At 72.2% G+C, this 16,595-nt stretch carries 21 protein-coding genes and 1 tRNA gene; 13 read left to right on the plus strand and 9 right to left on the minus strand.

The window, feature by feature from the left end; translation table 11 throughout:
* Positions 1 to 19: 19 nt before the first annotated feature.
* From dctP to ACE3Q3_RS10480, 3 genes are all read right to left on the minus strand, one after another.
* On the minus strand, positions 20 to 1,030 hold the full coding sequence (gene dctP / locus ACE3Q3_RS10470) for a TRAP transporter substrate-binding protein DctP (RefSeq protein WP_374445475.1): 1,011 nt from the start codon (positions 1,028 to 1,030) through the stop codon (positions 20 to 22).
* Between the two features lie 133 nt (positions 1,031 to 1,163).
* Positions 1,164 to 2,081: a polysaccharide deacetylase gene (locus tag ACE3Q3_RS10475; RefSeq protein ID WP_374445477.1), complete on the minus strand. Its 918-nt coding sequence runs from the start codon at positions 2,079 to 2,081 to the stop codon at positions 1,164 to 1,166.
* Positions 2,082 to 2,113: 32 nt separating this feature from the next.
* Positions 2,114 to 2,887, minus strand: a complete 774-nt coding sequence (locus ACE3Q3_RS10480) for an SDR family NAD(P)-dependent oxidoreductase (RefSeq protein ID WP_374445480.1) — start codon at positions 2,885 to 2,887, stop codon at positions 2,114 to 2,116.
* A 103-nt stretch (positions 2,888 to 2,990) separates the two neighbouring features.
* Here ACE3Q3_RS10480 and ACE3Q3_RS10485 point away from each other — a divergent pair, with 103 nt between their 5' ends.
* Entirely contained in the window at positions 2,991 to 3,734 is a 744-nt protein-coding gene (locus ACE3Q3_RS10485) for an SDR family NAD(P)-dependent oxidoreductase (RefSeq protein WP_374445482.1), read from the plus strand.
* 55 nt (positions 3,735 to 3,789) lie between these two features.
* Positions 3,790 to 4,716, plus strand: coding sequence for a 2-hydroxyacid dehydrogenase (locus tag ACE3Q3_RS10490; RefSeq protein WP_374445484.1), 927 nt, complete (start codon positions 3,790 to 3,792; stop codon positions 4,714 to 4,716).
* Between the two features lie 19 nt (positions 4,717 to 4,735).
* Here the strand turns inward: ACE3Q3_RS10490 and ACE3Q3_RS10495 are convergent, their stop codons facing one another.
* Both ACE3Q3_RS10495 and ACE3Q3_RS10500 read right to left on the minus strand, forming a co-directional pair.
* Positions 4,736 to 6,139, minus strand: a complete 1,404-nt coding sequence (locus tag ACE3Q3_RS10495) for a serine hydrolase domain-containing protein (protein WP_374445487.1) — start codon at positions 6,137 to 6,139, stop codon at positions 4,736 to 4,738.
* Positions 6,140 to 6,169: 30 nt separating this feature from the next.
* Positions 6,170 to 6,922, minus strand: coding sequence for an SDR family oxidoreductase (locus ACE3Q3_RS10500; protein ID WP_374445489.1), 753 nt, complete (start codon positions 6,920 to 6,922; stop codon positions 6,170 to 6,172).
* 187 nt (positions 6,923 to 7,109) lie between these two features.
* On the opposite strand from ACE3Q3_RS10500, the gene ACE3Q3_RS10505 reads away from it, so the two are divergent.
* The 3 genes from ACE3Q3_RS10505 to proC all read left to right on the plus strand — a co-directional run bounded on the left by ACE3Q3_RS10505 (position 7,110) and on the right by proC (position 9,283).
* Positions 7,110 to 7,397 (plus strand): accessory factor UbiK family protein, encoded by a 288-nt coding sequence (locus ACE3Q3_RS10505; RefSeq protein WP_374445492.1) that lies wholly within the window; start codon positions 7,110 to 7,112, stop codon positions 7,395 to 7,397.
* A gap of 549 nt (positions 7,398 to 7,946) precedes the next feature.
* Positions 7,947 to 8,453: a YbjN domain-containing protein gene (locus tag ACE3Q3_RS10510; RefSeq protein WP_374445494.1), complete on the plus strand. Its 507-nt coding sequence runs from the start codon at positions 7,947 to 7,949 to the stop codon at positions 8,451 to 8,453.
* A gap of 11 nt (positions 8,454 to 8,464) precedes the next feature.
* Complete coding sequence (proC, locus tag ACE3Q3_RS10515; protein WP_374445497.1) at positions 8,465 to 9,283, plus strand: pyrroline-5-carboxylate reductase; 819 nt, start codon at positions 8,465 to 8,467, stop codon at positions 9,281 to 9,283.
* Between the two features lie 33 nt (positions 9,284 to 9,316).
* On the opposite strand, the gene ACE3Q3_RS10520 is transcribed toward proC, so the two are convergent.
* Positions 9,317 to 10,078 (minus strand): N-acetylmuramoyl-L-alanine amidase, encoded by a 762-nt coding sequence (locus ACE3Q3_RS10520; RefSeq protein WP_374445501.1) that lies wholly within the window; start codon positions 10,076 to 10,078, stop codon positions 9,317 to 9,319.
* Between the two features lie 241 nt (positions 10,079 to 10,319).
* Here ACE3Q3_RS10520 and ACE3Q3_RS10525 point away from each other — a divergent pair, with 241 nt between their 5' ends.
* From ACE3Q3_RS10525 to ACE3Q3_RS10545, 5 genes are all read left to right on the plus strand, one after another.
* Entirely contained in the window at positions 10,320 to 10,955 is a 636-nt protein-coding gene (locus ACE3Q3_RS10525; RefSeq protein WP_374445504.1) for a TetR family transcriptional regulator, read from the plus strand.
* A gap of 59 nt (positions 10,956 to 11,014) precedes the next feature.
* Positions 11,015 to 11,467, plus strand: a complete 453-nt coding sequence (locus ACE3Q3_RS10530; RefSeq protein ID WP_374445507.1) for a phasin family protein — start codon at positions 11,015 to 11,017, stop codon at positions 11,465 to 11,467.
* 114 nt (positions 11,468 to 11,581) lie between these two features.
* Complete coding sequence (pcaH, locus tag ACE3Q3_RS10535; RefSeq protein ID WP_374445509.1) at positions 11,582 to 12,307, plus strand: protocatechuate 3,4-dioxygenase subunit beta; 726 nt, start codon at positions 11,582 to 11,584, stop codon at positions 12,305 to 12,307.
* Complete coding sequence (pcaG, locus tag ACE3Q3_RS10540) at positions 12,304 to 12,864, plus strand: protocatechuate 3,4-dioxygenase subunit alpha (protein ID WP_374445511.1); 561 nt, start codon at positions 12,304 to 12,306, stop codon at positions 12,862 to 12,864. Before pcaH ends, pcaG begins: the two co-directional genes overlap by 4 nt.
* 48 nt (positions 12,865 to 12,912) lie before the next feature.
* Positions 12,913 to 13,281, plus strand: a complete 369-nt coding sequence (locus ACE3Q3_RS10545; RefSeq protein WP_374445515.1) for a tRNA-binding protein — start codon at positions 12,913 to 12,915, stop codon at positions 13,279 to 13,281.
* Between the two features lie 6 nt (positions 13,282 to 13,287).
* On the opposite strand, the gene ACE3Q3_RS10550 is transcribed toward ACE3Q3_RS10545, so the two are convergent.
* Both ACE3Q3_RS10550 and ACE3Q3_RS10555 read right to left on the minus strand, forming a co-directional pair.
* Complete coding sequence (locus ACE3Q3_RS10550; protein WP_374445517.1) at positions 13,288 to 13,866, minus strand: demethoxyubiquinone hydroxylase family protein; 579 nt, start codon at positions 13,864 to 13,866, stop codon at positions 13,288 to 13,290.
* A complete protein-coding gene (locus ACE3Q3_RS10555; protein WP_374445519.1) occupies positions 13,863 to 14,357 on the minus strand; it encodes a disulfide bond formation protein B in 495 nt (164 codons plus the stop codon). The genes ACE3Q3_RS10550 and ACE3Q3_RS10555 overlap by 4 nt, the downstream gene beginning before the upstream one ends.
* A gap of 105 nt (positions 14,358 to 14,462) precedes the next feature.
* Here ACE3Q3_RS10555 and ACE3Q3_RS10560 point away from each other — a divergent pair, with 105 nt between their 5' ends.
* From ACE3Q3_RS10560 to ACE3Q3_RS10570, 3 genes are all read left to right on the plus strand, one after another.
* Positions 14,463 to 15,035, plus strand: a complete 573-nt coding sequence (locus ACE3Q3_RS10560; protein ID WP_374445522.1) for a chromate transporter — start codon at positions 14,463 to 14,465, stop codon at positions 15,033 to 15,035.
* A 16-nt stretch (positions 15,036 to 15,051) separates the two neighbouring features.
* Entirely contained in the window at positions 15,052 to 15,573 is a 522-nt protein-coding gene (locus ACE3Q3_RS10565; RefSeq protein WP_374445525.1) for a chromate transporter, read from the plus strand.
* Between the two features lie 58 nt (positions 15,574 to 15,631).
* Positions 15,632 to 15,717: transfer RNA gene (locus tag ACE3Q3_RS10570), tRNA-Leu, on the plus strand.
* A gap of 1 nt (position 15,718) precedes the next feature.
* Here the strand turns inward: ACE3Q3_RS10570 and yghU are convergent.
* Positions 15,719 to 16,594: a glutathione-dependent disulfide-bond oxidoreductase gene (gene yghU, locus ACE3Q3_RS10575; RefSeq protein WP_374445527.1), complete on the minus strand. Its 876-nt coding sequence runs from the start codon at positions 16,592 to 16,594 to the stop codon at positions 15,719 to 15,721.
* Between the last annotated feature and the right edge of the window lies 1 nt (position 16,595).

Consider the following 16,595-nt stretch of genomic DNA (forward strand, 5'->3'; position numbering starts at 1 on the left):
CCTCCGGCGCCGGGCGGCGTCAGCGCCCGATCGCCTGGCGGGCCTTGGCCAGCACCTCGACCGCCTGCGGTCCCACGCCCTTGGCCCATTCGTTCCAGACCGGTTCGGCGCGCGCGGTCATCGCCTTGACCGTCTCGGGCGACGGCTCCGTCATCCGGATGCCCTTGCCCTTCAGCATCTCGGTGCTGGTGATCTCCGACTGGGCCAGTTCCTTGGACAGCATGTCGGCGTGCTGGCGGGCCGCGGCGACGATCTTCGGCTGGACGTCGGCCGGAAGCTTCTGGAACGCCTCCTTGTTGACGATGATGAGGAAGTTGTCCCAGCAGATCGTCATCCGGTAGTTCGACTTGAACATGTCGCCCCACAGCAGCCCGCCGCCGGCGCTGGCCGTGACGACGCCGTCGACGACGCTGCGCTGCAGGGCCGAGGCGACCTCGGGCGTGCCGAGGGTGACCGGAATCGCGCCGAGCTGCTGGAAGAACTGGGCCTGCGGGTTGTTGGCGACGCGCAGCTTCTTGCCCTGGAGCTGGTCGATCGCGGTCAGCTCGAACGTCGCCCAGATGGTCTGCTGGGGGAAGTTGTAGGTCGCGAGCAGCTTGACGCCGCGCTTGTCCAGCTCGCTCTCCAGGTAGGGTTCCAGCAGGCCGACGATCTTGCGGAAATCGTCGTAGCTGCCGGCCAGCATCGGCAGGAAGGGCAGGGCGCCGACCTGGATGTTGCCGGTGTAGAAGCCGTCCTGGGCGAAGGTGATGATGCCTTCGCCGACTGCCTGGGTGATCGAGGTGGCGTTGACCGGGAGCTGGCCGCCGGCGCTGTTGCGCACCTGGATCTTCCCGCCGGAGACCCGGGCGAACTCCGCCCCCATCGCGTCCAGGTTCTTGTAGGCGGCGTGGGTGACGGACGGGATGAAGGTGTAGCCCTTCCAGGTCTGGGCGGCGGCCGGCTGGGCGGCGAGCCCGACGGCAAGGGCGAGCGTGCCGGCCATCGCGGCCTGGCGCGCGACGGTGGCAATGGCGGCGGTCTCGGGCATGGTTCCTCCGGGTGGGATCTGGGCGCCCGCCCGAACGCAGCCGTCGGCCGGGGCACGGTCGTTGCCGTGCTGGCGGGAAGCGTCGGGCCGGGGTGGCGCCACTGTCAATGGCGCCGTCCGTCCCGCCCGCGTCTCAACAGGCCGCCTTCACGTAGCGGACGATGTCGGCATGGGTGGCGAACCAGACGCCCTCGTGGGCGCGGGCGTGGCGGATCAGCTCCTCCAGGATCCACATGCGCGAGCGGTAGCCGATCATGTGCGGGTGCATGGTGAGCTGGAACAGGCCGCCCTCGGCATAGGCGGCGTCGAACTCGCGCCGGAAGATGTCGAAGACGCCCTCGGGCGGCGTGTAGGGGCGCAGCGCGCTGAAGCGGTTCATCGCGAAATAGACCGCGTCGTCCCGGATCCACTCGACCGGCAGCTCGACGACGCCGGTCGGCTCGCCGTCCATCTCGAGCTCGTAGCAGTCGACATCGGCCATCAGCGAGCTGTCGTAGAGGAGGCCCATGTCGCGGGTGATCGCCAGCGTCTCCGGGCTGAAGTCCCACGACGGCGTGCGGATGCCGACGGGCCGGACGCCCGTCACCTTCTCCAGCACGTCGGCCGAACGCATCTGCAGGTCGCGCTCGTCGGCCGGCGGCAGGATCGAGTTGCGCTCGTGGATCCAGCCATGGATGCCGACCTCGTGCCCCTCGGCCACGACCCGGCGCTGTTCGTCGGGATAGAGCGTGGCGACGACCGCCGGGACGTAGAAGCTGGCCGGCACCGAATGACGCTTCAGCACGTCGAGGATGCGCGGCACCCCCTGGCGGGCGCCGTACTGCCCCTGGCTCATGCGGCCGATCGACTTGCCGCCGTCGCGCAGCTCGTTGGTCTCGTGGTCGGAATCGAAGGAGAGCGCGACGGCGCAGCGGGCGCCCCCCGGCCAGCGCTCCGGCCGCAGCGTCCGGCCGGCCCGGACATGCTCGACGATCGCCCGCCACTGCGGCTCCGGCCACTGCCAGGGCTCGAGGTCGGCGGGCGGGGTGACGGGAACGGGGCGGAGCGCCATCGGGGTTCTCCCAGGTTGGAGCGGGCAGGGGATCAGGGAAAGGGCGTGCCCGACACCGGCAGCACCTGGCCGGTGATCCAGGACGCATAGTCCGAGGCGAGGAAGAGGGTGGCGTGGGCGATGTCCTCGGGTTCGCCGAGGCGGCGCATCGGGATGCGGGCGATGAGCGCCCGCTGTCCGTCCTCGCCGTAGCCCTGCCATTGCCGCTCGTAGTCGGGGCTGGTGCGCAGGAAGCCCGGGGCGACCGAATTGACGGTGATGCCGAACGGCCCCAGTTCCTGCGCCAGCTGGCGGGTCAGGCCGACGAGCGCGTGCTTGGAGGAGCAGTAGGACTGGATGCCGGTCAGGCTCGGCCGCAGGCCGGCGCCGCTCGAGATGGTGACGACGCGGCCGCGGCCGGCCGCCTTCATGCCCGGCACCACCGCCCGTACGGCGTGGAAGGCGGTCAGGACGTTGGCGTCGTAGATCTCGCGCCAGCTCGCCTCGTCGACCGTCTCGAAGGGCTGCGGGCTCTGGCCGCGGACGCCGCCCGCCACCGTCACCAGCACGTCGATCGCGCCGCCCGCGGCGGCCGCGGCGACGAAGTCGGCGACCGCCGGGCCGTCGGTCAGGTCGAGCGCCCGCACGGTCAGGCTGCCGCCGCGGGCGGGCACGGCCGATGCCGCCAGCGTCCGAAGCTGGTCTTCCAGCAGGTCACAGGCATGGACGGCGGCGCCGCGCTCGGCGAAGGCGCGGGCGATCGCCTGCCCGATGCCGCGGGCGGCGCCGGTGACGACGACGCGGCGGTTCTCGAAATGGATGTCCAAGGCGGCTCTCGTCGGGATCCGGTCGTGTCGGGGGCTGACTGGGATGTCGCGCCGGATCATGGTAGCAGCCCCGTCCCCGACCTGACCCGAGGAGAATCGAGCCATGCGACGAACCGCGATCGTGACCGGCGGTGCCCGCGGCATCGGCCGCGCCTCGGCCCTGGCGCTGGCCGGCAAGGGGTTCGACATCGCCCTGGTCGACCTGCTGCCCGAGGACATGGCCCGGACCGCCGACGAGATCCGCGCCGCCGGGGTCGAGGCCCTGACCTTCGAGGCCGACGTCGCCGACCATGGCCGCGCCGGCGAGATCGCGGCCGCGGTCGACGGTACCTGGGGCCGCATCGATTTCCTGCTCAACAATGCCGGCCGGTCGATGGCCAAGGGCATCCTGGAGATCGCCGAGGACGAGTTCGACCGCACGATCGCGATCAACCTCAAGAGCTGCTTCAACTATGTCCGGGCGGCGGCGCCGGTGATGCTGCGCCAGGGCGGCGGGCGGATCGCGAGCATGTCGTCGGTCAACGCGCTGAGCGGCGGGGTGACCAGCGCCGTCAGCCGCTTCGCCTATGCCGCCGCCAAGGCCGGCATCCTCGGGATGACCCGCGCGCTGGCGAAGGAACTGGGGCCGACCATCGCCGTCAACGCCATCTGCCCCGGCGTCATCAAGACCGAACTGGTCAGCACCATGATCGCGGCCCGCGAAGAGGAGTTCCGGCGCGGTATCGCGCTCGGCCGGGTCGGCACGCCCCAGGACGTGGCCCAGGTCGTGGTCTTCCTCGCCACCGCCGAGCCCTCCTTCATGACCGGCCAGGCGCTGGTCGTCGACGGCTTCCAATGGTCCTGCTGAGCGGCATGGCGATTGCCTCGCCGGCCGGTCCGCCCTCTGCCGAGGTGTTCCAGCGATGACGATCGTCTACAAGTCCGACCCGGTGCGCGGCCGCGAATGGGCCCGGATCCTGGCCGAGCACGCCCCCGACCTCGCCTTCCACATGTGGCCGGAGACGGGCGACCCAGCTGCCGTGCGCTACCTCGTCGCCTGGCAGCCGCCGGCCGACATCGGCGCGCTCTTTCCCAACCTCGAGGTCATGTTCTCGGTCGCCGCCGGCGTCGACCAGCTCGACCTCTCGGCGGTGCCGGCACACCTGCCGGTGGTGCGGATGGTCGATCCCAACCTGATCGCCAGCATGGCCGAATACGTCGTGATGGGCGTGCTGATGCTCCATCGCGACCTCGTCGACTACCTCCAGTTCCAGCGCGAGGGCCGGTGGCAGGAGAAGCGGGTGGTGACGGCGCCGCAGCGCCGGGTCGGCATCATGGGGCTGGGCTCGCTCGGCACCGCCGCCATCGAGCGGCTCCGGCCGTTCAGCTTTCCGCTCGCCGGCTGGAGCCGTTCGCCCAAGGCCATCGCAGGCGTCGAATGCTTCGCCGGGGACGACGGCTTCGGGCCGTTCCTGGAACGGACCGACATCCTGGTCTGCCTCGTCCCGCTGACGCCGGAGACGCGCGGCATCCTGAACGCCGAGACCTTCGCCCGGCTGCCGTCCGGGGCCGGCCTCGTCCAGGTCGGCCGCGGCGGCCATCTCGTCGACGCCGACCTGGTGGCGGCGCTCGATTCGGGGCATCTGCGCGGTGCCATCGTCGACGTCGTCTCGACCGAGCCGGCGCCGCCCGGCCATCCCTTCTGGACGCACCCGAAGATCGTGCTGACGCCGCACGTCGCCAGCATGACGCAGCCGCAGACGGCCGCCCACGTCTTCCTGGAGAACGTCCGCCGCCACCAGCGCGGCGAGCCGCTGCTGGGGACGGTCGACCGCGGCCGCGGCTACTGAGCCGGCCTGCCGATCCGGGTTACCGGGCGGGCGGGCCGAGCAGCGGCATCAGGGCGGCGAGGAATTCGTTCGTCCGCCGGTCGGGCTCGACCCCGCGCATGTGGCCGTGGCGGACGACGACGAGGTCGAGCGACGGCACGACGAAGACCCGCTGTCCGCCGGCACCGGCGAAGTTGTAGGCGTCCTCCGGCAGGGCCCAGGGCGGCGGCACGCGCTGGGTCGCGCGGTTGAGCCAGCAGCCGCCGCCGTAGAGATGGTGGAAGTCGCTGAGCGGTTCCGGCAGGGAGAGCCAGGCGGGCGCGGGCGTCGCCATGAAGTCGATATAGGCGGCCGGAACGAGGCGCTGCCCGGTCCATTCGCCGCGGGCGAGGCAGAACTGGCCGAGGCGGGCCCAGTCGCGCGCCGTGCCGTAGTTCATCCCCGTATAGACGATGTTGCCGTAGGCATCGGCCGACAGCGTCATGCGGCGGATGCCGAGGGGCCGGAACAGCAGCCGCTCGACGAGGGTCAGCGGATCGCGCCCGGCCGCCTGCTCCGAGCGCGCGGCGATCGCGCCGAGCGCCGCGATGTCGCAGTTGCGGTAGCGGCCCACCGTCTCCGGCGGATGCTGGGCCGGCTGGGCGAGCGAGAAGGCGTAGCTGTCGATCGCCTCGGCATAGACGAGCTGGTGGTCGGCGACGCCGCGGCCCCACAGGTGCTCGGGCTCGCGCGCGCCGGAGAAGCGCAGGCCGCTGCTCATCCGCGCGAGGTCGGCCGGGCGGATGCGGCGGCGGCCGTCCTCGGGTGCGGCGTGCCATTCCGGAATCGGCGCCTCGGCTTCCAGTTCGAGCCGGCCCTCCTGGACCATCCGGCCGATCACCAGCGCGGCGATGCTCTTGCCCATCGACCAGCTCGCCAGCATCGTGTCGCGCCCGGCGCCGGCGCCGTAGCGTTCGGCGATGACGCGGCCGCGATGGATCACCATGACCGAGGCGGTCAGCGCGTCCGGGGCGAACGCGAGGTCGACGGCGGCGCGCAGCCCGGGATCGTCGAGCGCCGCCGCATCGACATCGAAATCCTCGGGCGCGTGCGGCGGCTTCGGCGCGCGATGGGGGACGGTGTCGAAGAACACGTCGTCGAAGCCCGCCGGCAGCAGGATGCAGCCGAGCCCGCCATAGTGGCGCAGCGTCCGCCGGTAGCCGCGCAGGGTCTGGGTCAGGGTGCCGCGCGCGGGGTCGAAGGCGAAGACCGCGGCGGGGTCCGCCTCGACCGACCGGCCGAGTTCCGCGTCGAGGTCGCCGATGCGGTTGGTCGAGCGGACGGCATCCGCCAGCGGCAGGCCGGAGACGAGGTGGATGTTGCCGGTATCCACCAGGGCGGTGTTGGCGGCGTAGTGGAACCGGCTGACCGCCGGGCCGCGATAGGTGACGCCCGCGTCGCTCATGGCGCTGCCCCTCCCGTCGTCCGCCCGCCGTCAGCCGCGGCCGACGAAGGGCATCTTGGTCGCCATCACCGTCAGGAACTGGACGTTGGCGTCGAGCGGCAGGCTCGCCATGTAGGCCACGGAACTGCCGACATGGGCGACGTCCATGCGCGGCTCGACCATCGTCTCGCCGTTCGCCTGCAGGACGCCCCTGGTCATGCGCTCGGTCATCTCGGTCGCGGCATTGCCGATGTCGACCTGGCCGCAGGCGATGTCGTACTTGCGCCCGTCGAGGCTGGTCGACTTGGTGAGGCCGGTGACGGCGTGCTTGGTCGCCGTGTAGGGGGCCGAGTTGGGCCGCGGCGCGTGGGCCGAGATCGAGCCGTTGTTGATGATGCGGCCGCCCCGCGGATCCTGCGCCTTCATGATGCGGAAGGCGTGCTGCGTGCACAGGAACATGCCGGTCAGGTTGACGTCGACGACCGCCTTCCACTGCCCGACCGAGAGGTCCTCCAGCGGCACCGCGGGCGCGCCCATGCCGGCATTGTTGAAGAGCACGTCGAGCCGTCCGAAGACCTCCTTCGTCCTGGCGAACAGCGCATCGATCGAGGCCGGGTCGGCGATGTCGGTCGGCACCACCAGGGTCCGTGCGCCTGCGGCCAGCGCCGCCGTTTCCTCGAGCGGTTCCCGGCGGCGGCCGGCGAGTACGACGGCGAACCCGTCCTTGGCCAGCGCCAGGGCGGCGCTGCGGCCGACGCCCGTTCCTGCCCCGGTCACCAGGGCGACCTTCTGCGATGCTGCCATGATATCGCGCTCCTCCCGCTGACTTGTCGTGTCGGATGACCCGGATGGACGCCGGCGAGGATCGTCCAACCGCGCGGCAGCGTCGACAGGAATTCGCGGGCCGGGGCCGGCGGCGAGCGGCCATGCGTTGCGACGCCGGGGGCGGGCGCCTAGATTGGCCTCGATCCCGGCGGCATGGAGGGCCCTGATGGCGGCGGACAAGCGAATTTTCGACGACCTGGCGCGCCTCGCCGGCGGCGCGGTCGATGCCCTGGGGGCCGTGCGCCAGGAAGTGGAGACCCGCGCCAAGGGGCAGGTCGAATCCGTGCTGCAGCGCATGGAGGTGCCGACCCGCGAGGAACTGGACGCCACCCGGGCGCTGGCGGCCAACGCGCGCATGGCGGGCGAGGATCTCGCCCTCAGGGTCGCCGAACTCGAGGCACGGATCGCCGCCCTGGAGGCGCGCCTCCCGCCGCCCGGGCCGAGCGGGGAGTAGCGGCGGCCGAACCGGCCGCGCGGTGGGTCCAAGACCGCGCGACCGGCCCCGCGCCGCGCCGGCCTCTGGTCCAGGACCGCGGGCCGGCGTCCGAGAACCGCGGTGTCGCGCGCCCGGCCGGAGCCAGTCTTCGACCGGATTCGCGATCGAGAACGGGAACGTTCGCGAAGACCCGATCGAGACTTTCCGGGGACTTTCCGGGCATCCGGCGGGCGGCGCGACACGCAATTCTCTTGACAGGAAAAGCGCCGGCGGCTCTAAGGGTTCCGTCAGAACCCCCAAACACTCGCAATCGGGCGTCGGCGACAGGCTTTTCCGCGGTCGGTGCCGTGGGACTGCGCATGACGGTACGATGACGATGGCCAAGCTTGGCTTGCGCGCACGAATCGCTTTTGGCACCCTACAGGCCGTGGTGTGCAGGGGCGCGTTGCTACACAACATGTCGACTTCCCCCGCGCCGTCTCCGGACGGCGCCGCCCGAGTGCCACCTCGCGGCCGGCTTCTGCCCGGCCGGTCGCAGCCCGGTCCTGCTCGGGAGGATCATTGACGATGAGCATCACGTCCGCTTCCGAGATTGCCGCCGCCGCGGCCAATCCGATCGATCTCGTCGAGGAGATCGTCGCCGCCAACGAGTGGGCGCACGAACGCGCGAGCGACGACGAGATGTTCGTCGAGATCGGCGGCCGCTGGTGCGACTACCGGCTGTTCTTCGTCTGGCAGCCGGACATGAACGCCATGCTGTTCTCCTGCGGCTTCGAGATGAAGGTGCCGCGCGCCCGCCGCACCGCCGTCTTCGAACTGCTCTCGCTCGTCAACGAGAAGCTCTGGCTCGGCCATTTCGACCTCGCCGGCGATTCCAGCCAGCCGAGCTTCCGCCACGCGCTGCTGCTGCGCGGGTCGCTCGGAGCCAGCGTCGAGCAGGTCGAGGACCTCGTCGACGCGGCGCTGACCGAGTGCGAGCGCTTCTACCCGGCCTTCCAGTTCGTCGTCTGGGGCGGCAAGGCCCCGGGCGAGGCCCTGACGGCGGCGATGATCGACCCGATCGGCGAGGCGTGAGGAGCGGGGCGATGGCGGAACAGGCGATCGGCCCGCTGCTCCTCGTCGGCTGCGGCAAGATGGGCGGAGCGATGCTGGAAGGCTGGCGTGCCCGCGGCCTGACGGCGGCCGGCTGCGCCATCGTCGAGCCGTCGCCCGACCCGCGCTATTCCGGGCTCGCGGACATCTCGCTCCACGACGGGCCGGACGGGCTGGCGGCGGACTTCCGGCCGGGCGTCGTGGTGCTCGCGGTCAAGCCGCAGAGCATGGATGGCGTCCTGCCGGCCTATCGCCGGTTCGCCGGGCCCGGCACCGTCTTCCTGTCGATCGCCGCCGGCAAGACGATCGCCTATTTCGAGCGCGCGCTCGGTCCGGCCGCGATCGTGCGGGCGATGCCCAACACGCCGGCCGCGGTCGGCGAGGGCATGACGGTGGCCGTGCCCAGCGCCCGCGTGTCGGCCGCCCAGCGCCAGGCGTGCGACGCCCTCCTGGCGGCCGTCGGCGATGTCGCCTGGGTCGAGGACGAGGGCCTGATCGACGCCGTCACCGCGGTCTCGGGCGGCGGACCGGCCTATGTCTTCCTGCTGATCGAGTGCCTCGCCGAGGCCGGACGCGAGGCCGGCCTGCCGGCGGATCTGGCGATGCGGCTCGCGCGCACCACGGTCGCCGGCTCGGGCGCCCTGGTGCGCCGGTCATCGGAGCCGGCGGCGACGTTGCGCCGCAACGTCACCTCGCCCAACGGCACGACCCAGGAGGCCCTGGCGGTCCTGATGGCCGATGACGGGCTCCAGCCGCTGATGACGCGCGCCATCGCCGCCGCCACGCGGCGCTCGCGCGAACTCGCCGGCTGACGGTTCCGCGCCTTCCGGCCACGGCCGCCGCGGTCACAGCGGCCGCAGGAACTCCTTCTGCGCGAAATAGCGTCCGACCGCCCGCACGGTCGCCTGGGCGACCTTGGAGCGGTGGTTCGGGTTGAGCAGCAGCTGCTCGTCGTGCCGGTTGGAGAGGTAGCCCATCTCCATCAGCACCGACGGGATGTCGGGCGCCGTCAGCACGGTGAAGCCGGCGAAGCGATGGCTGGAGGAGATCAGCGTCGTGTGGCGCGCCAGTTCCGGCAGCAGCCCCGAGGCGAAGACGGCGGAGCGGTTCTTCGTCTCGCGCTGCATCAGGTCGATGAGGATGCGGCTGACCTCGCGCGACTGGTGCGCGAGGTTGACCCCGGCCAGCAGGTCGGCCCGGTTCTCCTTCTGGGCCAGCGCCGCCGCCTGGGCGTCCGATGCCACCTCCGACAGCGTGTAGACCGAGGCGCCGCGAATGTCCGGCCGGCCGATCGAATCGGCATGGAGCGAGATGAAGAGCTCTCCGTCGACGTCGCGCGCCAGGTCGACGCGCTGGCCGAGGCCGAGGAACCGGTCGTCCCGCCGGGTGAGGATGGTGCGGTAGCGTCCGGTCGCCTGCAGCTGCAGGTAGAGTTCGCGCGCGGTGGCGAGCGTCACGTCCTTTTCGTGGGAACCGCTGAAGCCGATGGTCCCCGGGTCGTGTCCGCCATGGCCGGCGTCGATGACGACCGTCGGCTTGCGCGGCCCGCGCGGCACGGCGCTGGCAGGCACCGGCAGGGCGGCTGCGGAAAAGGCCAGAGCCGCCATGCCCGTCAGTACGGAACGGCGGCTGGGCCGCGTCGGCGATTGGCGCGGATCGTCCCTCACGATCGACCTGACCCCCCGTTGATTCAGGTAGTTGCGCCTGACTCTTATAGCACCGCGAAAACGCGTTGCAAGGCCGCATGGCGACGACGACCGGCGGCGACGTGCGACAGTCCGGAAGTCGCCGCTGGTCGGACGACTGCGACACCCCATGTCTTGTATGGTGATTCGGGAGGACGACGAAATGGCGAAGGAAGCGCGCAAGCCGCCATCGGCGGACGAGACGGAAGCGGCGGTGATCGATGCCGCGATGCGCCTCGCCGCCGACCGCGGCTGGCGTCGAGTCGCCCTGGCCGACGTGGCGGTGGCCGCGGGACGTCCGCTGGGCGACCTTTACGACCGCTTTCCCGACAAGTCGGCGATCCTGGAGGCGATGTCCCGGCGCGCCGACATGGCGGTGGCGCGCGGCGCCGACCCGGCGGCGGACAGCGACGAGCAGCCGCGCGACCGGCTGTTCGACGTCGTCATGCGGCGCCTGGAATATCTCGCGCCGTGGCGTCCGGGCCTCGCCGCCGTCGCCCGCGATCTCCGCGGCGATCCGGTGGCGGGCCTGTCGGCGCTGCCGGCCTTCGGCCGCTCCCTGCGCTGGATGATGGAGGTGGCCGGGCTCGACACGGCCGGGCTGCGCGGCGCCGTCCGCACCAAGGCGTTCGCCGCCGCCTACCTCGCCACCGTCCAGACCTGGCTCGACGACGAGTCGCCCGACCTCTCGCGGACCATGGCGCGCCTCGATCGGGCGCTGCGGCGGGTCGACGAATGGACCTCGCTGTTCGGCGGCGCGACGCGGCCCCCCGAGCGCGATGCCGCAGTGCAACAATAACGATTGCAGCGCAACATAAACTTGCTAAGGCTTCCCGCACCCCAGCCGGAGAGCGACCGATGGTCAAGCAGAACAACCCCTTCCTCGACTTCGACGTGACGCGCATGGTCGGAGAGTTCCGCATGCCTGGCGTCGACACCGAAGCGCTGCTGGCCGCCCAGCGGCGCAACATCGAAGCCCTGACCAAGGCGAACCAGCTCGCCGCCGAAGGCGTCCAGGCGGTGATGAAGCGCCAGGCCGAGATCCTGCGCCAGACCATGGAAGAGGCGTCCCGCATGATGGGCGAGATCGCCAAGGCGGGCGGGCCGGAACGCCAGGCGGTGAAGCAGGCGGAGGTCGCCAAGACCGCGTTCGAGACGGCGATCGCCAACATGAAGGAGATCGCCGACCTGATGACGCGCGCCAACCAGGACACGTTCGCGGTCATCAACAAGCGGGTCGCCGAAAGCATGGAAGAGGTGCGCGCGGTGATGGCCAAGGCGGCCGAGGGCAAGACCGGGCCCAAGACCTGAGCCGGCCGGCCGCCGGAATTGACGGCGGCCCGGCTTCCGCGCAACGTCTCCCTCGCACGAGCGGCCGCCCGGTCACCCGGGCGCGGTGGTCGGACCGCCCGCGAGGGAGGCACCTTGAGCGACATCCTGGGCTATCGGCGGCCGGGCGTCGGAACCCAGCCGGCCTATCTGCATCCGCCCTACCGCTCTTCGGTCGCCCGCGCGCCGGCGCAGCCGCCCGTCCGCGTCCCCCGCACCCTGACCGAGGTCACCGGGCCGCTCTTCGGGCATCTCGCGGTGGCGCCGGACGAGGCCGACCTCACTTTGGGTGCCGCCGCGCCGCCGATCGGCGAGCGCATCCGCGTCGAGGGGCGGGTCCTCGACGAGGACGGGCGTCCGGTGCCGCACACCCTGGTCGAACTGTGGCAGTGCAATGCCGCCGGCCGCTACCACCACCCGCTCGACCAGCACGACGCGCCGCTCGATCCCAACTTCCGCGGCTTCGGCCGCGCCGTCACCGACGCCGCCGGCCGCTACCGCTTCACCACCATCCGCCCTGGCGCCTATCCCTGGCGCAACCATGCCAACGCCTGGCGGCCGGCCCATCTCCACTTCTCGCTGTTCGGGCCGAGCTTCCTGACGCGGCTGGTGACCCAGATGTACTTCCCGGGCGACCCGCTGCTGCCGTTCGATCCGATCTTCCATTGCCTCGCCGATCCGGCGGCGCGCGAGCGCCTGGTCGCCGCCTTCGACCTCGAGGCGACCGTGCCGGAGTTCGCGCTCGGCTACCGCTTCGACATCGTGCTGCGCGGCCGCGAGGCGACGCCGGTGGAGGAGCCGGGCGGGGAGGCCCGGCGATGATGCCGGCCGCCACCCCGTCGCAGACCGTCGGCCCCTTCGTCCATCTCGGGTTCGACCCGATGGTGGTGACCGACATCGCCACCGGCGCGGCGGGCGAGCCGGTCGCGGTCGGCGGCCGGGTGCTGGACGGCGCCGGCCAGCCGGTCCCCGACGCCGTCCTGGAACTGTGGCAGGCCAACGCCGCCGGCCGCTACGCGCATCCCGAGGACCGCCGCAACCTGCCGCTCGATCCGGGTTTCCACGGCTTCCTGCGCGTCCCGACCGACGCCGACGGGGGCTACCGCTTCCGCACCGTCCGGCCCGGGCCGGTTCCGGGGCCGGGCGGCCGCGTCCAGGCGCCGCATCTCCTCGTCTGCCTCTTCATGCGCGGTCTGCTGCGCCACCTCTACACGCGAATCTATTTCGCCGGCGATCCCGCGAACGTGGCCGACCCGATCCTCGCCCTGGTCGCGCCGGAGCGGCGCGGCACGCTGCTGGCCCGGCCCGACGGCCCCGACGCCTGGCGCTGGGACATCGTCATGCAGGGCCGCGACGAGACCGTCTTCCTCGACATCTGACCGGTCCCGGCTGGCGGGTGCCGCGGCCGACGGGTAGGGTCCGCCGTCATGAGCGACAGCGCCACGCCCCCGGCCGCGCAGGACCGGATCACCTATGACGAGTTCGCCCGGGTCGACATCCGGGTCGGCACCATCGTCGCGGCCGAGCCCTTTCCCGAGGCACGCCGGCCCGCCTACCGGCTGCAGGTCGATTTCGGGCCCGCGATCGGCGTCCGCAAGAGTTCGGCCCAGCTCACCGTCCACTACCGGCCGGAGGAACTGGTCGGCCGGCAGGTCGCGGGCGTCGTCAACTTCCCGCCGCGCCAGATCGGGCCGGTGCGCTCCGAGGTGCTGGTGCTGGGCTTCCCGGACGCCGATGGCGCCGTCGTGCTGATCGGCCCCGACCAGCCGGTGCCGAACGGCGGTCGGCTCTTCTGAAGCGCCTCAGATCCGCTCGGAGAGGCGGATGGCGAGGCGCGAGGCGACCTTGATCGCGGTCGAGAGCAGGGGGTAGGCCGGGGCCTCGGTGGCGCCGGCCGCGAGCGCGGTGTCGCGGTGCTCCAGTTCCTCGGCGCGGAACTCCTCGACCTGGTCGCGAAGCGCCGGCTCGGCGGTGCCGAGTGCCGCCGACTGGCCGCGGTAATGCGCGTCGATCACCTCCTCGACGGCGACCGTGCAGGCCATCGCCGCCCGCGCGCCGAGAAGTGCGGTCGCCGCGCCCAGGGCATAGCCGGCGACGTGCCAGACCGGCAGCAGCGCCGTCGGCCGCACCCGGCGTTCGACGACCAGGCGCTCGAAGGCGGCGAGGTGGCGCGCCTCCTGGTCGGCCATGTGGCGGATCGTCGGCCCGGAGGGCCCGCGGCCGAGCACCGCCAGCTGGCCCTCGTAGATGCGCTTGGCACCATACTCGCCGGCATGGTCGACGCGGATCATGCGCGCGACCTGGGCGGCCGGCCTGGGATCGCCCGGCAGCCGCCAGTCGAGGGCGGGCGCGGTGCGGCGCGGGGGTTCGGCGGTCGTCATGCCGGCATTTGACGCTGGCGGGCGGCGGTGCGCAACGCCAGCACCGCCAGGAGCAGGCAGAAGATGGCGTTGAAGCCGGCGAGCGAGATGCCGAACAGGGCCCACGGCACCTCGTCGCAGCGCACCACCGGGCGGTCGACGACCATGCGCTGGAAGTCGGCCAGGGTGCGCGCGCCGGAGAGGGGGGCGCTGCAGGTGGCGGGTCCGGCGATCCAGTGCTGCTCGACCGCGACATGGTAGGCCGAGAGCAGGAAGCCGCCGGCGAAGATCAGGCCGAGCAGCAGCGGCAGGGCCGGTCCCAGCGCCCGGCGCAGCGGCGCCAGCAGCAGCGCGGCCAGCGCGATGCCGCCGGCGATCCACCACGGCCAGCGTCCCCACAGGCAGAGCACGCACGGGGCGAGCCCGCCGACATGCTCGAACAGCAGCGCCCCGCCGAGAACGCCGATCGCGGCGGCGAGCGTGATGGCCGCCAGGCTCTTCGTCGATTCCATGCCCCGTTCCCGTCCGTTCCGCCCCGAGGGAGATAGCGCAGCCGGCGGGCCGGCGCGCCAGAAACCTGTTGTCGCGGCGGCCGGCCGGCGACTATCCAGGACGCGATGTCGCACCCTCCGGGCGCGGCCGCCCCGTCCCGGCCCGTCCCCACCCTGGCGCAGCTGTTCGTGGCCTTCCTCGGCATCGCCATGTCCGGGTTCGGCGGCGTGCTGCCGTGGGCGCGGCGGATGTTGGTCGAGCGCCGGGGCTGGCTGTCGGCCCCGGAATTCACCGACGTGCTCGGCCTCTGCCAGTTCCTGCCCGGCCCCAACATCGTCAACGTCTCGATCGCCGTCGGCAGCCGCTTCCGCGGCCTGCCGGGGGCGCTGGCGGCGCTCTCGGGCCTGCTCGGCGGGCCGGTCGCGCTGATGTGCCTGGCCGGGGCCCTCTATGCCCGGTTCGGCGGCCACGGCGCGGTGCGCGACGTCTTCGCCGGGGTGGCGGCGGCGGCGGCCGGCCTCGTCGTCGCCATGGCGGCGAAGATGGCCCTGCCGCTCTTCCGCGAGCGCCCCTTCGAGGCGGTGCCGATCGCGCTCGCCGGCTTCGTGCTCGTCGGCCTGCTGCGCTGGCCGCTCGGCTGGGTGCTGCCGCCCCTGCTGGCGGCCGGCATGGCGGTCGCCTGGTGGCGCCGCGGCTGAGGGGGAGGGGGCGGCGATGAGCGAACTCGGAATCCTCCTCCGCCATTTCGCGCTCCTGTCGCTGCTCGCCTTCGGCGGCGGCAACACCGTCCTGCCCGAGATGCACCGCCAGGCGGTCGAGGTCTCGGGCTGGCTCACCGAGCAGCAGTTCGCCGACCTCTTCGCCATCGCCCAGGCGGCGCCCGGCCCCAACATCCTGATCGTCACCCTGATCGGCTGGCAGGTGGCGGGGCTGGCGGGGGCGCTGGTGGCGACGGCGGCCATCTGCACGCCCGCCTGCACCCTGACCTTCCTCGTCGCCCATCTCTGGCACCGCTTCCGCGACCGGCCGTGGCGGCGGATCGTCCAGCGCGGGCTGGCGCCGGTCACCGTCGGCATCGTCGCCGCCGGCGCCTGGGTGGTGGCCGAGACGGTCGACCGCTCGGCGATGGCGGTGGCCCTGACGCTGGCCACCGCCGCCGTCTCGCTGTGGACGCGGCTCAACCCGCTCTGGGTGCTCGTCCTGGGCGGCCTCCTCGGCGCCGCCGGCTGGGTCTAGGGGAGGCCGCCTCCGCCATTCCCTTCGCCGCCCGCCGTCGCTATGTTCCGCGCCCAGTGCCCCTGTGGCGGAATGGTAGACGCGGCAGACTCAAAATCTGTTGTCCGCAAGGGCGTGTTGGTTCGAGTCCGACCAGGGGCACCACCTATTCCGCAGCCGCCAGCTTGTCCTGCGTCCGGGTCTCGAAGTCGGCGGCGTCGTGGCGCTCGTGGAGCTGGCTCGCCGGGTCGCCGCTGAGGCGGTTCACCATGCGGCCGCGGCGGACGGCCGGGCGCTCCAGCAGCATGTCGGCCCAGCGCTGGACGTTCTTGTAGTCGGCCACCGACAGGAACTCGGCCGCGCCGTAGAGCCAGCCCTTCACCAGCCCGCCATACCAGGGGAAGATCGCCATGTCGGCGATGGTGTAGCTGTCGCCGGCGACGTACGTGCTCTCCGCCAGGCGGCGGTCGAGGACGTCGAGCTGGCGCTTCACCTCCATGGCGAAGCGGTCGATCGCATACTCGATCCTGGTCGGGGCGTAGGCGTAGAAATGCCCGAAGCCGCCGCCGAGATAGGGGGCCGCCCCCATCTGCCAGAAGAGCCAGGACAGGCATTCGGCGCGGGGGGCCGGCTCGGTCGGCAGGAAGGCGCCGAACTTCTCCGCCAGATGGACGAGGATCGCGCCCGATTCGAAGACCCGGATCGGCTCGGGCCCGCTGCGGTCGACCAGCGCCGGGATCTTGGAGTTGGGATTGACGGCGACGAAACCGCTGCCGAACTGGTCGCCGTTGCCGATGCGGATCAGCCAGGCGTCGTACTCGGCGCCGGCGTGGTCCGCGGCCAGCAGTTCCTCGAGCAGGATCGTCACCTTGACGCCGTTGGGCGTGCCCAGCGAGTAGAGCTGGAGCGGGTGGCGGCCGACCGGCAGTTCCTTCTCGTGCGTCGGGCCGGCCACCGGCCGGTTGATGTTGGCGAAGCGGCCGCCGTTCGGCTTGTTCCAGGTCCAGACCTTGGGCGGGGTGTAGGCGGGCGTGTCGGTCATC

The organism is Allostella sp., from assembly GCF_041913585.1.
Classification (GTDB): Bacteria; Pseudomonadota; Alphaproteobacteria; order ATCC43930; family Allostellaceae; genus Allostella.

Excerpts from the sequence above, each read along its gene's own strand:
- dctP (WP_374445475.1), bottom strand. The coding sequence starts at position 1,030 with ATGCCCGAGACCGCCGCCATTGCCACCGTCGCGCGCCAGGCCGCGATG.
- ACE3Q3_RS10475 (WP_374445477.1), bottom strand. The coding sequence starts at position 2,081 with ATGGCGCTCCGCCCCGTTCCCGTCACCCCGCCCGCCGACCTCGAGCCC.
- ACE3Q3_RS10485 (WP_374445482.1), top strand. The coding sequence starts at position 2,991 with ATGCGACGAACCGCGATCGTGACCGGCGGTGCCCGCGGCATCGGCCGC.
- ACE3Q3_RS10490 (WP_374445484.1), top strand. The coding sequence starts at position 3,790 with ATGACGATCGTCTACAAGTCCGACCCGGTGCGCGGCCGCGAATGGGCC.
- ACE3Q3_RS10495 (WP_374445487.1), bottom strand. The coding sequence starts at position 6,139 with ATGAGCGACGCGGGCGTCACCTATCGCGGCCCGGCGGTCAGCCGGTTC.
- ACE3Q3_RS10500 (WP_374445489.1), bottom strand. The coding sequence starts at position 6,922 with ATGGCAGCATCGCAGAAGGTCGCCCTGGTGACCGGGGCAGGAACGGGC.
- ACE3Q3_RS10505 (WP_374445492.1), top strand. The coding sequence starts at position 7,110 with ATGGCGGCGGACAAGCGAATTTTCGACGACCTGGCGCGCCTCGCCGGC.
- ACE3Q3_RS10510 (WP_374445494.1), top strand. The coding sequence starts at position 7,947 with ATGAGCATCACGTCCGCTTCCGAGATTGCCGCCGCCGCGGCCAATCCG.
- proC (WP_374445497.1), top strand. The coding sequence starts at position 8,465 with ATGGCGGAACAGGCGATCGGCCCGCTGCTCCTCGTCGGCTGCGGCAAG.
- ACE3Q3_RS10520 (WP_374445501.1), bottom strand. The coding sequence starts at position 10,078 with ATGGCGGCTCTGGCCTTTTCCGCAGCCGCCCTGCCGGTGCCTGCCAGC.
- ACE3Q3_RS10525 (WP_374445504.1), top strand. The coding sequence starts at position 10,320 with ATGGCGAAGGAAGCGCGCAAGCCGCCATCGGCGGACGAGACGGAAGCG.
- ACE3Q3_RS10530 (WP_374445507.1), top strand. The coding sequence starts at position 11,015 with ATGGTCAAGCAGAACAACCCCTTCCTCGACTTCGACGTGACGCGCATG.
- pcaG (WP_374445511.1), top strand. The coding sequence starts at position 12,304 with ATGATGCCGGCCGCCACCCCGTCGCAGACCGTCGGCCCCTTCGTCCAT.
- ACE3Q3_RS10545 (WP_374445515.1), top strand. The coding sequence starts at position 12,913 with ATGAGCGACAGCGCCACGCCCCCGGCCGCGCAGGACCGGATCACCTAT.
- ACE3Q3_RS10550 (WP_374445517.1), bottom strand. The coding sequence starts at position 13,866 with ATGACGACCGCCGAACCCCCGCGCCGCACCGCGCCCGCCCTCGACTGG.
- ACE3Q3_RS10555 (WP_374445519.1), bottom strand. The coding sequence starts at position 14,357 with ATGGAATCGACGAAGAGCCTGGCGGCCATCACGCTCGCCGCCGCGATC.
- ACE3Q3_RS10560 (WP_374445522.1), top strand. The coding sequence starts at position 14,463 with ATGTCGCACCCTCCGGGCGCGGCCGCCCCGTCCCGGCCCGTCCCCACC.
- ACE3Q3_RS10565 (WP_374445525.1), top strand. The coding sequence starts at position 15,052 with ATGAGCGAACTCGGAATCCTCCTCCGCCATTTCGCGCTCCTGTCGCTG.
- yghU (WP_374445527.1), bottom strand. The coding sequence starts at position 16,594 with ATGACCGACACGCCCGCCTACACCCCGCCCAAGGTCTGGACCTGGAAC.